We start from the raw sequence: 14692 nt of genomic DNA on the forward strand, positions 1-14692 counted from the left end.
GACACAACCCACTCACTAGTTTTGAGGAAGCGGCAACGTGTGTACCACTGGTCTGATTAGTCAGTAAAAAAAATACCGTGCCTATTGACAATTGCTAAATTAAATCGGATTGTTGTAGTGTATTAGATAAATAGTACACTAGATAATCGATTAATGATTGAGCTAACCAATGTCGCATTCTCGTATCAGCGTAAGAAGCCCATCTACAAAGGGCTGAATCTAACGCTGGAACCCGGTTCGATTTACGGCCTGCTGGGCCCGAACGGGGCTGGTAAGTCAACGTTGTTAAGGCTATTGGCTGGCCTTTTGTATCCCAGGGAGGGAACCATCCAAGTGGGGCCTCACGTACCCGGAGAACGTCGGCCGACTTTTCTGGAGAACTTGTTTCTGGTGCCGGAAGAGTTTTATCTACCACCCGTTCGTATTCGGCAGTTTGTGAGGACCAACGCACCGTTTTATCCTCGCTTCGATCACCAGCAGATGCAACGCTACCTGCAGGAGTTTGGCCTGACCGACGACCAGAAACTGCCGGAACTGTCGTATGGCCAGAAAAAGAAGGTATTGATTGGCTTCGGTCTGGCGACCAATACGGCACTCCTGCTGATGGACGAGCCGACAAACGGGCTGGATATTCCGTCGAAAAGTCAGTTCCGGCGGCTGGTGGCCGGGGCGGTAGACGAGCACCGGACAGTGGTCATTTCCACCCACCAGGTGCGTGATCTGGAAGCGCTGATAGATCCGGTTATTATTCTGGCCGAAAAGCCGGACGGCGGAATGAACGTAGCGTTAAACGCCAGCATCGACGAAATCACCCGTCAGCTGTGGTTTAGCCTGGTAGCTGAGTTGCCCCGGCAACAGGCGATTCTGTATACCGAGCGGGCCGTTGGCGGTTATGCCATCGTGGCTGAGCGAACGGATACCAGCCGACTGGCAAACGAAAGTAGTCGGCTTGATCTGGAACGGTTGTTCAATGCTGTACAGGCACATCCCGATCGGATACAAATCTTATTTTCCACATCATCTAATTACACAGCTCTATGAACCCTTACTTTTCAATGACCCGATTCGGGCGGCTTACTCGAACCTATTTTATCGAAAACCGGGCAGCGCTACTGCTGAATGTGGGTCTGCTGCTGATTGTGTTGATTATTTGCGCCCTGTTTGTGTATGATAATCTACCTAATTTTATCGTTCAAAGTCGGCTAGCTACGCTCACACTGATTGGGACGTTTGCCTGGGGAACATTCACGGTGCAACAGGTTACTTTGTTGAGCAGTAAAGAGAGATCAATTTCTTACTTACTACGTCCGGCCTCCCGGCTCGAAAAATACCTGCTGATTCTGCTTGTATCCGGACTAGGGTTTTTTCTGGTCTATAGTCTTTTGTTCGTTCTAATCGACGCTGTTGGTCTGGCATTTGTCAAACATCGGAACTGGACTGATTCGCAACTGGCCGGCATTCGGAGTGGAAGGGTTGAGGGTCTATGGATGCCTGACATTGAGCCTATATATAGATTTCAAGATATTGAGCGATTCTCGCCATCGACCTGGGTCATGGCCGCTCTAATCCATCCGGTTTCCTTAGTACTGTCACTCCTATTCCGGCGCTTTACGTTACCATTTGTCGCCTTGACTATTGTGGCGCTTGTCGCCATAGGAATCTTAGGAAATGAGACAGTGCAGAGTTGGCTGTTTTCGACGGATAGTATAGAAGTGAACTATAGTCTTCCATTTACCGCGGTATCGCTGAAGAAAGAAGAGGAGTTTCACACGCTCGAACTACCGCAGCCCATTGGTTCGCAACTACGGTACCTGGTCGGCGTAACGGTCGTTATTTTACTTTACCTAACGGCGTACTACCGCCTGAAAGAGCAGGAGGTGTAAACATGGATTTTCGGGACAAACAAGCGATTTACCTGCAAATAGCCGAATACGTCAGCGAGCAGATTCTCCTGAATCGCTGGCCGGCGGGGGAGAAGATACCCTCGGTTCGGGAACTGGCGGCCGAACTGGAAGTTAACCCCAACACCGTTATGCGGACCTATGAGTTTCTGAGTCAGAAAGCCGTCATTGTCAACAAACGGGGCATCGGTTATTTCCCTACCAGTGACGCCAACGACCGCATTCGGGATTACCGGCGGGAGCAGTTCCTGGAAAACGACCTGCCTATTTTCTTCAAGAATCTGTACCTGCTTGGCATCGACCTATCGGAAATAGAAACGCGCTACGAGCAATACGTAGCCGCCAATTATAGCCACTCCTAAACCGCAACCATGTATGAAAACAAGTTATATGCTTCTGGCGCTCATCGTTCTCGTTACGCTGATGGGCATGACCGCTACCAACGTATTGCTGAAGCAGGAATACGACAAGCTGGACTGGTCGAACCCCCTGCAGGGCTTTGACGAACGAGACTTGCCTACTGTCCGACACTGGGTTATCGACGGGCGACGAGTGCGGGAGATCATTATTGAGCCGGGCGCGCAGGCAAAAGCGTTTATTCACCCTAAATTGACAGAATTTTACCAGTTCAGGCAACAGGGGGATACCGTCTTTATCGAGGCCGCCGATAAATTGGGGACAACCGCCCCGTATCGTAACTGGCAGGAAACGGCTTCTATTGGCCTGGTGATACGTGTGCCCACAGTGGCAAGCATTCGGATGAGTAATGGGTTGCTGACCGTTCGAAAATTTGCTCTTGATTCGCTGGGCGTATCGCTGGTAAACAGCCGCCTTCGAACCAGTGGACTAACTGTTACTGACAAGTGTAGCCTGAATATTGGTAGATGCAGCAAAACCATTCTGGGAGCCGATCAATATGCTTTGTTGCAAGCGGTAGTACGTGATTCGAGCGCCCTACAACTGAGTAATACGCAGATAAGTAAATTCGCGTTTGATCCGTCGCCCAGGGCTGAAATTGAACTGAACGGCCGTGCGTTACAATGGCTGAAGAAGCTATAAACTGCCATACGTTGTATACGGACTAACGGAAAGCAGCAGCGTAATAGGCCAGCAAGATTCTAATGAGCTATTTTTATTCAACCAACATTAGCACATAAATTGCGGTTATAAAGAGTCTGGTGATTGGCTTAAATACAACCCAACTTTTGTCTGTTTTCTCAATTTTCAACCAAAGGCATGGATTTTTACAAGCAGGTATTCGAGAACAACAAGCAGTGGATGTCGAAAGAGATAGCCGCTGACGGAGAATATTTCAAGCGGATGGCAGAAGGGCAGACGCCCGAGATTCTGTACATTGGTTGTTCCGATAGCCGGGTGCAGCCCGAAAACTTCATGGGCGCTCGGCCAGGGGAGCTATTCGTGTACCGTAACGTCGCGAACATGGTGCCCAATAACGACATCAGTTCATTGTCAGTTATTCAATACGCCGTAGAACACCTGAAAGTTAAACGAATAGTTGTTTGTGGACACTACGGCTGCGGAGGGGTTCAGGCTTCCGTGTCGCACCGGAATTTTGGCGAAACGAACATCTGGATTCGGAACATCCAGGATACGGTTCGGCTGCATAAAGACGAACTGATGGCTATTGCCGATCCCGAGCAGCGGCACCGGCGGCTGGTTGAGCTGAACGTTCGTGAGCAATGCCTCAACGTCCTCAAAATGTCGTTTGTACAACGCGGAGTCTTTACGGATGGTACGTTGAGCGTTCATGGCTGGGTGTATGATCTGGAAACAGGGAGTGTGCATGACTTAGAAATCAATATTGACTCAATGGCTAAAGACCTGGAGACGTATCGATTCCTGGCAAAAGAAGCAGTTTTATAAAACTATTTTTAAGCCGACGGCCCCGACTAATCAGTCGGGGCCGTCGGCGTTTAGAGGAGTAATACGTTTGTCAGCCCGACTTACTTTTTCAACTGAGCACTGAGCACGTTGTCAACATCACTCAATAACGTATCGGAGTAGCCGCTGGCCGTGTACAAGACATTTCCCCGTTGGTCGATGATGAATAGAGCGGGTAAACCCTGCACCTTGTAGCGAGCCTGAATAGCTTTGCCGCGATAGACAGAAGGCATCGAAATATTTCTGTTCTTAAGAAACACCGCCAACTTGTCTTTTACGGGATCATCCATCGTATTGACGCCAACAAAAACGACTTCGTCCGGATTGAATTTACCGTGTAGCTTTTCCAACGTAATCATCTGCGTTCGACACGGAACACAGGCTTTATACCAGAAATCCATAACGACGAGCTTCCCGCGCAGGTCTTGCAACCGTAAGGTGTTACCAGAAACCAGCGGCAGTGTCCAGTCCGGGGCTGCTGTGCCGATCGGAAGCAATTCATCGATAACTTCTTCAGTTGGGTTGTAAACTTTCTCGACGGTATACGTCGACAGACGCTCCCGGCCGAATTGCTCATCAGGAATTGACTTTGCTTCGATGTTGATCATTGCGTAGTCAAAAACAGCTACTTCCTGCGCCTGCCCAACCTTTTTTTTCATGGTTGTGCGCATCCGAATGGGTAAGAACGAAGTTGCTGATATGAAGCAATGACTCGTTACTTCGTTACCCGAGCCTGTTGGCTGTTTGATGGCAATTCGGTAACAGGTCTCCCCCGCATAGTTTTCGGGCTCCAGCAATGTCATGTTTTGTAACGCCAGCTCGCTATTTCCATATGACTGCAGAAAGATATTGGCCTGGGCGAATAGAGGAAGGAACGTTGCCCCACCTGTTTCCTGTCTGATTCGATCCGGGTACGATGCCGTCGGGGTTACAGTGAGTTCGCCTTCGTAACGCGTCAAAAGGTCAGTTCCGTCGTATAGCTGTTCGTAACCATCCTTCCGGAATGACGCTATTTTGTAGCCCACCAGTGAATCAGGCCGGTTGCGTTTAAACCAGAACGTATACGTGTGTGCCTGGGTTGTCGAGTCTTCGCCGACTGAAATTTGAGTACTCTTTTCCTGAAGGGTAAACTGCCCCTGATCAAACTTCGTAACTGCCTGATCGACTTTTTTCAGCAGTTCCTGTATCGTCGGCGACTGAGCTTTGACTGACGAACAGGTGAGTATTATAAGAAAGGGAAGCTGGTGCAGAAAGCGTTTCATCTTGAGGTTGTGGCTGTTCGAGGCCAATATACTTACGATTCGCTCGTATTTCTCAACCGTTGGCAGCATCCGTAATCCGGCTGGTAACCAGGGGTAATTGCTTGGGTTCGGGAGCGACAAACTGAGTGGGCAGCGTAACGGTAAACGTAGTGCCCTTGCCAACCGTTGATTGAACAGTAATTTTGCCCTGATGAAGTTCAATAATTCGACGGGTCAGGGCCAGGCCGATGCCGTGTCCGCTGATGGTCATCGTTGAGTCGGAACGGTAGAACGGCTCAAAAATATGGGGGAGATCGCTTTGGGGAATTCCATACCCCTGATCGCTGACCGTAATCTGAATCTGCCCTTTTCTAAAAGACAAAAGTACGGTAACTGCGTTGTTGGGAGAATACTTGCACCCGTTCTCGATCAGGTTTTGAAAGGCTGTCTGCAGAAGTGGTTCTTCGCCAATAACAACCATTTCTTCTTCCTGCTCAGGCATGTTGTCAAAATCGATATTGATCTGATAGTCCGGTTTCTTCTGAATGATCTGGCTCTGTGCCTGCCAGAGTAACTCATCGATCCGAACGGGCTGGTGATTCAGCATCGTGCTGTCCGAACTGGCGCGCGCCAGTTCCAGCAGCCCATTTACCAGCCGGATCATGCTTTTGACCTCATCCAGGACCCCATCCAGTGCCTGCTCATAATCTTTGCTGGAGCGGGCCTGTAGTCGGGTAACTTCAATGTGCCCCATCATAACGGTCAGGGGCGTTCGCAGCTCGTGGGATGCATGGGAGACGAAACTTTTCTGCGACACAAAGGCGACTTCCAGGCGGCTGAGCAGATCGTTGAACGTACGGGCCAGATCGGCCAGTTCGTCGCGCTGGCGACCCACATACAGACGCATGTGAATATTCGTGGCCGAAATGGCGTTGGCCTGTCGAATTAGTTCGGCAACCGGACGTAGTGCGTCGGTCGCAAACAGATAGCCGGCAACGCCAACAATGGCCAGGCTTAGAAACCAGCTGTAGAAGAGAATGGTCCGCAGACTTTCCAGCTGCCCTAATCCGTATTTATCGAAACCCGAAGCGACAATATAAAGCTGCTGATTCCGGGAATTCCGGTAACTCACCCCAACGGCCTCCTGATGGCCGAGCCGGACGTAATGATGGCGGCCGGGCGTAATTTTCTGCAGAAAACTAAAGGAGATCGGAAAGCGGGAACGCAGACTGTCTAGGTTGTACAGCACCTCCCCAGTGTTGCTGTAGACCGTAACCTGGGTTTCACTGATTTCGGGTAAATCGCCCTTGGGAACCTGACCAACATCTTCCCGCAACCGGACAGTTGTAAGGGCCTGGCCTTCCAGCCGCTGCTCAAACTCCTGCTGACGAAGCTGATCGTAGAGGTAGTAGACCGATACGGTAAACAGGAGCATGATGGATGCTACCAGCAGCACGAACAACAGCGTCAGGCGGGTGCGGATATTCATAAGAACAAAAGCTGAAGCGATGAAAAAATCCGGGACAGGAAATCCCGGACTGGCCGGGAGCCTATTCCTCCTTGAGCATATACCCCATGCCGATCACCGTGTGAATAAGCTTGGTCGGGAAATCCTTATCAATTTTTTTGCGCAGGAAGTTAACGTAAACGTCGATTACGTTCGTACCCGTATCAAAATGAATATCCCATACTTTTTCGGCAATATCGATGCGCGATACAACCCGGCCCCGGTTACGCATAAAGTATTCAAGCAGGCCAAATTCCTTGGCTGTCAGATCGATACGTTTGTCACCCCGCCGTGCAACTTTCTCATTCAGGTCGAGTTCCAGGTCGGCCACCCTAATCACATTGGATTGCAGCCCGCCGTCGCTGCTACGTTTGTTAAGGGCGCGCAAGCGGGCCATCAACTCGCGGAACTCAAAAGGCTTGACCAGATAATCGTCGGCACCAGCTTCAAAGCCCGTCAGCTTATCATCCACCGACCCCATAGCTGTCAGCATCAGAACCGGGGTTCGGATGTTCTCCTGCCGCATGGCCTGCACTACGTCGAAGCCGTTCATTTTGGGCAGGTTGACATCAAGAATAACGACATCATAGGTGTTATTCAGGGCCATGTTTCGACCAACCTGGCCATCGTAAGCCACGTCAACTTCGCAGGATTGTTCTTCCAGCCCTTTTTTTATAAACGAAGCCAGTTTTGGCTCATCTTCTACTACCAGTATTTTCATATCAGCAACATACAGAACAATGGACGCAATTAAAAACGTCAAAGCTCCGGATTAGTTTCTGAGAGCAAAAATGCTGGTTTTCGGTTTCGCGCAGGAAACATGCCCTTTATGAGTCAGCCAAGCCAACGGACAGGGAAAGAACAGACGGGGAACGTTCTATTTGACAGCATTTATAGGTTGAAACAAGGTAGGTACCAGCTCGTTTTCTTTCTTTGTATCGAATATTGTATCAAAAAATTCACTGGCTCCTTATGCGACATTTTCTGTTACTCATTACGCTTGTTCTCAATACAACGCTGGCGCTGGCCCAGTCTACAAAAGCCGGAGAATGGATTGAACTCTTTAACGGCAAAAACCTGAACGACTGGAAAGTCAAAATAACGGGCCACCCGCTGGGCGACAACTACAACAATACGTTCCGGGTTGAGGACGGAAAAATGGTAGTACGTTACGATCAGTACGACGCTTTTGACGAACAGTACGGCCACATTTTTTACAAAAATCCATTTTCGGCTTACCTCCTGGTTATGGAGTACCGGTTCGTGGGGGAGCAGGTGAAAGGCGGTCCCGGCTGGGCCATTCGGAATAGTGGTGCCATGCTGCATGGGCAAGCCCCCGAAACGATGGGTCTCCAGCAGGATTTTCCCATTTCGATGGAAATGCAGCTATTGGGTGGTGATGGTCAGCACGAGCGGCATACGGGCAACCTGTGCACTCCCGGCACGAACGTAGTGCTCAACGGTAAACTCTTTACGCCACACTGCATCGACTCCAAATCGAAAACCTACCCCGCCAATCAGTGGGTTCGTGCCGAAGCGCTGGTGCTGGGCGATTCGCTGATCAACCATATTGTTGAAGGAGACACGGTGCTGACCTACGAAAAGCCGCAGATCGGGGGCGGTAACGTTATTCACTACGACCCGGCCGTCAAGAAAGACGGTCAGTTGCTCAAAAGTGGCTATATCTCGTTGCAAAGTGAAAGCCATCCGGTCGAGTTCCGTCGGGTTTCCCTGTTTGATCTGTCTCCGTATATGAACAAGCCAAAGCAGTTGCAGGCTGTCTTGCGGGAGTTGCAGAACCGGAAGAAAAAGTAAATGCCTGACAGCGACCGAACGAAGAACTATCAATATTGATCCAACGACCAGGCACGAGGGCAGTAAATCAACTCACTGATCTGGCACCAGCAGGGATAGCTACAAAACAAAAAAGCCGCTCCGAATATCGGGGCGGCTTTCCGCTTCTATCCACACCATTTCAAGATTGACGACCGGGCGGTCGCCGAATCTTGATGTTCAACCTTCCCTTTGTAAAGGATTGTTATGCTAAACTAAGCAATTTCTTTTAGAGCGCAATAAGTAGCCGTTGCTTTCTTATTAAGCGAACTCTTTCCGCCATTTCTAGCTCTATATTTACTTAACGCCTAACACCTAGTAGAAAGTGCCTGCCGTCTAATATATTTATTTGACTTTAATTTTTGCAAATCTGGTTTAGTAAATCTACTCATTTACCCCCTGTACGTAACCAAATCTTGTTCTGTTGCAAATATGCAGGAAAAAACTATAACAGTGTATCAACATTAATTAAAAGGTTATTAAATGGCGACCTGGTAAAAACAGAACCCCTTCTGCTCCTGGAGCGGAAGGGGTTCTGTAAAAAAACTGGGCGGCAGCTATTATGCTTTGACCGTACCACGCAGTGCACGTGGAATTTCAATGCTGGCAACCGGGTTAGAGGCAGCTTCCAGCAGTTCGATGTTCGATACCGGAATCTGACCAACACGAACTGATTTGCCCAAATCCAGGCTCGACACGTCAACGTCGATATAGTTTGGGATATCAGCTACTTTACCTTTTACGCGCAGTTTCCGAACGCGGGTAACCAACTTACCCCCTTTCTGTACGCCAGGAGCCGTACCAACCAGTCGTACTGGAACGGCTACTTTAACGGCTTTGTCGTCAGTTACCTGCAGAAAGTCAGCATGCAGCAGCACGTCGCTTACTGGGTGGAACTGGGTTTCCTGAAGAATCGCCCGGTATTCGACGCCTTCGATGTTCAGCTGAACTTCATACACGTTTGGCGTGTAAACCAGCTCCCGGAACAGGATAGCCGGTGCATAGAAATGCACTTGTTCGTTTCCACCGTACAGAACGCATGGAACATTACCCTCGGCCCGAATAGCTTGCGATTCCGCACGGCCGAGATTCGCTCGTTGATACCCTACAATCTCGATTTTTTCCATTTTACTTGGTTGTCCGGCTGCCCACCGCCGACATTTTTTTAGGGAAGCCGGACGTGGGCGCCCGGATATCGTTAGGACCGTATGAACAGCGAACTGATAGACTCGTGATCCCGAATCCGGCCAATGGCCTTTGCAAACAGTTCTGCTACGGATAATACTCTGATTTTGGGGTTCATCTGCCGTACTGGCAACGAATCCGAAACGACCAGTTCTTCCAGAACGGAACTGGCAATGGTGTCGTGCGCTTTGCCCGACATGATGGGGTGCGTACAAACCGCCCGCACCGATTTGGCTCCTTTGTCCAGAATGATCTGGGCCGCTTTCGCCATCGTACCGCCCGTGTCGATCAGGTCATCGACCAGCACGACGTTAGCCCCTTCTACGTCCCCGATCACCTGCATTGAGGCAATCTCGTTGGCCCGCTTCCGGTGCTTGTCGCAGAGCACGATGTCGGCATTAAAATGCTTGGCAAAGGTTCGCGCCCGGTTGGCTCCGCCCACATCCGGCGAGGCAATGACAAGGTTGTCCAGTTCCAGGCTGCGGATGTACGGCACGAACACCGATGTACCTTCCAGATGGTCGACCGGAAAATCGAAGAAGCCCTGAATCTGACCCGCGTGCAGATCGATCGTCATCAGCCGATCGACGCCCGAAGCTGCCAGCATGTTGGCCACCAGTTTAGCGGCAATCGACACACGTGGCTTGTCTTTCCGGTCCTGACGGGCGTAGCCAAAATACGGAATAACCACCGTTACGTAGTGAGCCGATGCCCGGCGTGCGGCATCCACCATTAGCAGCAACTCCATCAGGTTGTCGCCCGGAGGAGGTGTTGATTGAATCAGAAAAACGTCGCAGCCCCGGATTGATTCCTCAAAACTGGGCGACATCTCGCCGTCGCTGAACCGACGACAGGTATAACCGCCCAACTCTTTTCCGTAGTGGTGAGCAATCTTTTCGGCCAGATAGTTAGACTGGCTACCCGAGAAAATTTTTACTGGATTGAATGAAGCCATTATGCCAGGCAAATTTCCCGCAAAGGTACGGAAAAAAGCGCATGGTTGTCGAACTTGTTCCAAAGATTCTTCCGGGATTAGATCCTCTCCGGCGACGCAATCTGAAAACGAGAGGGCGTTCGATGGTATAAGCGCATACAAATCCAGCCCGAAAAAACACCAATTCCCGTACCGGCTAATACGTCGAGCGGATAATGGACGCCTACGTAAATCCGACTGTACGTAACTACGGTGGCCCACAAAAATACCCAGCGCAGCCAGGGGTACCGATCTCCCAGCAGGAGCCAGAGAATTGTGGCCAGCGCGAACGTAGTAGCCGCGTGGGAAGACACAAAGCTAAACTGCCCCCCACAGCCTAGAATGTGGTGAATTTTCTCCTGAACGCCGGGCGTATGGCAGGGCCGCAGCCGGTGGACCCAGGGTTTGAACAGGGATGACGACAGTTGATCACCCAGGGCTACGGCACTAATAATGGTAAGAATCAACCCGATGGCCAGTTTACGGAAGCGGTAGATGAGCCAGAAAACCAGCACGGCATAGAACGGAAACCAGTGGTTACGCTCGGTAACCCAGATCATGAGGGTATCGAGCCAGGGGGCATTGAGACCGTTCAGCCACAGAAATAAGTCGGTATCGAGTTGATTAAGCGTTTCGCGCATAGGGCGCAAAGATAATGGCGCAGAGGGTTTGGGGGAGGGGACGAGGGGGATAAATAATAGTCCTGCATCAACTTCTGATCAGTTGAACGATTGCCGGAAAGCTAACGGGGTTTCGCTGGTTTTTTGTTTGAAAAAGCGGTTGAACGACGGCGCGTGTTTGAAGCCCGGATAAAAGGTAATCTCGCTGACAGACAGGCTGGACGAAGCCAGTAGCTCTTTGGCTTTCTCCAGCCTGTCTGTTGTTGATGTACTGCTGGTCGCTCTGGCCCATTGTCTTCTTCAGGAGGTCGCTCAGGTAGTTGGGTGACATTGATAGCTGATCGGCCAGGTAACGTACCGTGGGCAGTCTCTCATCCCGAATCTGGTCGCTGTTGACGTACTCGGTCAGTAGGGTATCGAGCGTTGTGAGTAGATCGGTCGTTACGTGTCTGCGGGTGATGAACTGCCGGTTGTAGAACCGGTTGACGTAGTTCAGCAGCAGGTCGAGGTAGGAAACGATCACTTCCTGACTATAGCTGTCAATACTGACCGCACACTCCTGCTGGATGTTCGATAAAATCGATTCCAGCGTTGTTTCTTCGGCACCCGACAGATGCAGTGCTTCGGACAGACCTCACATAATGACTTTTCGGGTGAATTTATTGAGACTCATCAGCCAGATCAGCAGCAGCGATACGCTGAATGCAAACAGAGCGATCATCAGAATTTTGACAATCGTGGGCACGTCTACCGCCGGGTAAATCAGGTCATACCCCACCTGCACGAAGAAGAAGTGGGATAGGTAAACGCCGAACGTAAGCGCAGCTGCCTTCGTTAGCAGGGGCGACGACCGAACATTGACTTTCTGAAGGATGATAAAAACAGAGAACGTCATCATAAAGACGTTGATGCCTGAGAAATACCAGGGAATTTCTAGGGCTGCGTAGCTGCCCGGAAAGGATTTCTGGGTCAGGATAAAGCCCGCCGACGTAACGGCGTAGCCGATCAGGAATAGGGAAATCCCTACCGAAAGCGTACGACTCCAGCTCCAGTTGAGTGGATACCGGATCAGATAGTGAGCCAGAACCAGATAACCCAGAAATCCGGAGAAATAATAGAATGTGCCATATGGATTCCAGTCACAGACGCCCAGCAGTCCCCGTTCACCGGGGTAGCCGATAATGGGCGCCATCATCTGTACGTAGGGCAGGCACATACTGATGATCCAGAAGCCCAGAAACCACCAGATATCACGCTGGGATGCCTGACTAAGCCAGGCGCTGACAATAGGCAGGAAAAAATACAGACCAATCAGCATATAGACGTACCAGAGTGCTGTGGTCGCGTAATTGAAGTTGAACAGAAAGGCAAAGAGTTTCTGAATCGTATTTTCCAGCTTGTAATCAGTTGCGATAATGTTGGGGCTGATGATCCTGACGCCGGAGTTGACGTAGAGATAATACAGCACCGGCAGCATCATCGACCAGAATACAAAGGGGATAATGAGTCGTTTAGCCCGTCGGGCGTAAAAGGTGGTCATGTCGAGTCTGACGGGCAGAAGTAGTACCCCCGAGATCATAACAAACAGCGGTACGCAGGGACGAACAAAACTGCCGACGAGCGCACCGGTCAGAAATTCGGCGCGGTTATTATCAAACTGCCCCACAAAAGGATCGCAGGAATGCGAGATGACAACCAGCAAACAAGCAATTATTCGTAGGAGATCAACCCAGGCCAGGTGCTCTTTCTGCATTTTTTACTAATGGATAAAACAATGCACGAAAGTAGCGAGAATAGGCAGACGGCTTACCGCTGCCAATTTATTGCTCTAAAAGTGCAAAACTAAAGTGCAGGCCAGGTAAGTTTTCTTTCACAAGAATTCGAGTGGTGTGGATAGATAACGTTGTTAGTGTTCAAAACACTAACAACGTTATCTATCCACACCACTCGAATCAGGTTGCTATAAACACGATAAATGACGTATTTAATCATTGGTGCCGGCGGAACCGGTGGGTTGATCGGTGGTTACCTGGCGAAGGCCGGAAAGGGCGTAACACTGGTTGCGCGGGGAACGCATCTGCACGCTATTCAGCAGAAAGGCTTGACGATCCGAACGTATGGCGAGCCGCCGTTTACGGTCGGCACAATCCGGGCGGTGTCGGAAGCGGAGCTCAATGCCGAAACCTTCGATGTGGTTTTTGTCTGTGTAAAAGCGTACAGCCTACCCGACATTGTTCCGATGCTACGTAGCGTCAGCCGGGCCGATACGCTCATCATCCCCATTCTAAACTCACTCGAAGCGGGCAACTTCCTGCGGATTGCCCTACCGGATTATCAGGTGTACGATGGTTGTGTGTACCTAACCGGCTACGTATCGGCGCCGGGCGAGGTGAGCCAGAACAACAAGATATTCCGGATTGTGTATGGGCTGAATCACCCCGATGCTCGTAACCAGCAACTGCGTGAACGGATGGAGGGCGACGTTCGGGAGAGCGGCATCGGGATCCTGTACAGCTCGACCATCACGAGCGACATCTTCAAAAAGCTGACTTTTACATCAGCCTTTGCCTGCGCGGCTGCCTACGATAACAAGCAGGCCGCCGATTTACAGCAACCGGGTACGTTTCGGGAGCTATTCAAAACCTTACTGCAGGAACTGGACGCACTGGCGAAAGGAGCGAACCTGAAAATAAATGCCAGTATCGTGGATGACAACCTCGCTATTCTGGACAGCCTGTCCCCCGATTTTACGGCGTCCATTCAGAAAGACCTGAAACAGGGCAAACCAGACGAACGCGAACAACTCATCTTCGACATCGTCCGACTCGCCCAGAAACACAACGTCGACGTACCGGAGTACAGACGGATCGCGGGGTATTTTGGGTTAGGGGACTAGTGTTAATCAATATCCTTCTATAGGCCTGATAGGTATTCGGCTATTGTTAGAATTTGGGTCGGACCAACACTTCCTAAAGAAAGTAAGTCTTTGTCGCCAGTAATGAGATGTGATGCTTTCCCATCGACAGCTAAAGCCAACAAAAAATTGTCTTTGTGGTCTCGACATAGTTCTACGGATGAGGTAACAACAACAAAATCAGCCTTACCCCTAATTAGCATCAGTAAATTCTGTAGGTTATTTGTAGTGAAATATTTCCGGAGTTTTGGCCGCCAAGCGACTTCAAGAAATTCGTCCAGAAGTTCCTGACTGAATAGTAGTGTAATGGCTCCGTCATTGAACAAAAGATCGATTTTAGATAAATCCTTCGTCAACAAGAAGCTGATCCAAAGATTAGTATCGATGATAACCCTATGCTTTTTTCTTGGCATAGCGCTTGCTTCTTACGGCTTCTACTTCTCTGGTTATTTCATCCAGACTGGGAGGTTTTGGCGAAGCTTTTTCCCTAAGTCTATCAACGATAGCAAGAAACGGATCAGCAGATAGATCCGAAATAGCGATCAAATTCAAGTCTGCAAGGTCTTGCAATAACTTGTCTGCCTTAGGATTCAATATTTCTACCTGATACGTCATA

General features: G+C 50.1%; 17 protein-coding genes. 7 read left to right on the forward strand and 10 right to left on the reverse strand.

Annotated elements, in window-relative coordinates; all coding sequences use genetic code 11:
* Positions 1-153: 153 nt before the first annotated feature.
* The 5 genes from HU175_RS09695 to HU175_RS09715 all read left to right on the forward strand — a co-directional run bounded on the left by HU175_RS09695 (position 154) and on the right by HU175_RS09715 (position 3785).
* Positions 154-1041, forward strand: coding sequence for an ATP-binding cassette domain-containing protein (locus HU175_RS09695; RefSeq protein WP_176566403.1), 888 nt, complete (start codon positions 154-156; stop codon positions 1039-1041).
* On the forward strand, positions 1038-1883 hold the full coding sequence (locus HU175_RS09700) for a hypothetical protein (RefSeq protein ID WP_176566404.1): 846 nt from the start codon (positions 1038-1040) through the stop codon (positions 1881-1883). Before HU175_RS09695 ends, HU175_RS09700 begins: the two co-directional genes overlap by 4 nt.
* Positions 1884-1885: 2 nt before the next feature.
* Entirely contained in the window at positions 1886-2263 is a 378-nt protein-coding gene (locus HU175_RS09705; protein ID WP_176566405.1) for a GntR family transcriptional regulator, read from the forward strand.
* A 13-nt stretch (positions 2264-2276) separates the two neighbouring features.
* On the forward strand, positions 2277-2960 hold the full coding sequence (locus HU175_RS09710; protein ID WP_176566406.1) for a hypothetical protein: 684 nt from the start codon (positions 2277-2279) through the stop codon (positions 2958-2960).
* Positions 2961-3137: 177 nt separating this feature from the next.
* Positions 3138-3785 carry a carbonic anhydrase gene (locus HU175_RS09715; protein ID WP_176566407.1) on the forward strand — a complete coding sequence of 216 codons (648 nt, stop codon included), beginning with the start codon at positions 3138-3140 and terminating at the stop codon, positions 3783-3785.
* Between the two features lie 80 nt (positions 3786-3865).
* Here HU175_RS09715 and HU175_RS09720 read toward each other — a convergent pair whose 3' ends face one another.
* The 3 genes from HU175_RS09720 to HU175_RS09730 all read right to left on the reverse strand — a co-directional run bounded on the left by HU175_RS09720 (position 3866) and on the right by HU175_RS09730 (position 7272).
* Positions 3866-5134, reverse strand: a complete 1269-nt coding sequence (locus HU175_RS09720) for a TlpA family protein disulfide reductase (protein ID WP_176566408.1) — start codon at positions 5132-5134, stop codon at positions 3866-3868.
* The gene (locus HU175_RS09725; RefSeq protein ID WP_176566409.1) at positions 5118-6533 is read right to left on the reverse strand and encodes a sensor histidine kinase; all 1416 of its coding nucleotides are present in this window, start codon (positions 6531-6533) and stop codon (positions 5118-5120) included. The genes HU175_RS09720 and HU175_RS09725 overlap by 17 nt, the downstream gene beginning before the upstream one ends.
* A gap of 61 nt (positions 6534-6594) precedes the next feature.
* Entirely contained in the window at positions 6595-7272 is a 678-nt protein-coding gene (locus tag HU175_RS09730; protein ID WP_176566410.1) for a response regulator transcription factor, read from the reverse strand.
* A 251-nt stretch (positions 7273-7523) separates the two neighbouring features.
* Here HU175_RS09730 and HU175_RS09735 point away from each other — a divergent pair, with 251 nt between their 5' ends.
* On the forward strand, positions 7524-8366 hold the full coding sequence (locus HU175_RS09735) for a DUF1080 domain-containing protein (protein WP_176566411.1): 843 nt from the start codon (positions 7524-7526) through the stop codon (positions 8364-8366).
* Between the two features lie 578 nt (positions 8367-8944).
* Here HU175_RS09735 and HU175_RS09740 read toward each other — a convergent pair.
* The 5 genes from HU175_RS09740 to HU175_RS09760 all read right to left on the reverse strand — a co-directional run bounded on the left by HU175_RS09740 (position 8945) and on the right by HU175_RS09760 (position 12915).
* Positions 8945-9511 (reverse strand): 50S ribosomal protein L25/general stress protein Ctc, encoded by a 567-nt coding sequence (locus HU175_RS09740; RefSeq protein ID WP_176566412.1) that lies wholly within the window; start codon positions 9509-9511, stop codon positions 8945-8947.
* A gap of 71 nt (positions 9512-9582) precedes the next feature.
* Positions 9583-10524, reverse strand: coding sequence for a ribose-phosphate pyrophosphokinase (locus HU175_RS09745; protein WP_176566413.1), 942 nt, complete (start codon positions 10522-10524; stop codon positions 9583-9585).
* Between the two features lie 77 nt (positions 10525-10601).
* Entirely contained in the window at positions 10602-11183 is a 582-nt protein-coding gene (locus tag HU175_RS09750) for a phosphatase PAP2 family protein (protein ID WP_176566414.1), read from the reverse strand.
* Between the two features lie 78 nt (positions 11184-11261).
* On the reverse strand, positions 11262-11414 hold the full coding sequence (locus HU175_RS25095; RefSeq protein ID WP_176569176.1) for a helix-turn-helix domain-containing protein: 153 nt from the start codon (positions 11412-11414) through the stop codon (positions 11262-11264).
* Between the two features lie 382 nt (positions 11415-11796).
* On the reverse strand, positions 11797-12915 hold the full coding sequence (locus tag HU175_RS09760; protein WP_176566415.1) for an acyltransferase: 1119 nt from the start codon (positions 12913-12915) through the stop codon (positions 11797-11799).
* A 222-nt stretch (positions 12916-13137) separates the two neighbouring features.
* Between HU175_RS09760 and HU175_RS09765 the strand changes: the two genes are divergently transcribed.
* Entirely contained in the window at positions 13138-14058 is a 921-nt protein-coding gene (locus HU175_RS09765; protein WP_176566416.1) for a ketopantoate reductase family protein, read from the forward strand.
* Between the two features lie 17 nt (positions 14059-14075).
* Here the strand turns inward: HU175_RS09765 and HU175_RS09770 are convergent, their stop codons facing one another.
* Together HU175_RS09770 and HU175_RS09775 are read right to left on the reverse strand one after the other, a co-directional pair.
* Positions 14076-14489: a putative toxin-antitoxin system toxin component, PIN family gene (locus HU175_RS09770; RefSeq protein WP_176566417.1), complete on the reverse strand. Its 414-nt coding sequence runs from the start codon at positions 14487-14489 to the stop codon at positions 14076-14078.
* Positions 14470-14691 carry a hypothetical protein gene (locus HU175_RS09775; RefSeq protein ID WP_176566418.1) on the reverse strand — a complete coding sequence of 74 codons (222 nt, stop codon included), beginning with the start codon at positions 14689-14691 and terminating at the stop codon, positions 14470-14472. The genes HU175_RS09770 and HU175_RS09775 overlap by 20 nt, the downstream gene beginning before the upstream one ends.
* Position 14692 lies beyond the last annotated feature (1 nt).

Origin of the sequence: Spirosoma sp. KUDC1026, assembly GCF_013375035.1 — a bacterium.
Classification (GTDB): domain Bacteria; phylum Bacteroidota; class Bacteroidia; order Cytophagales; family Spirosomataceae; genus Spirosoma.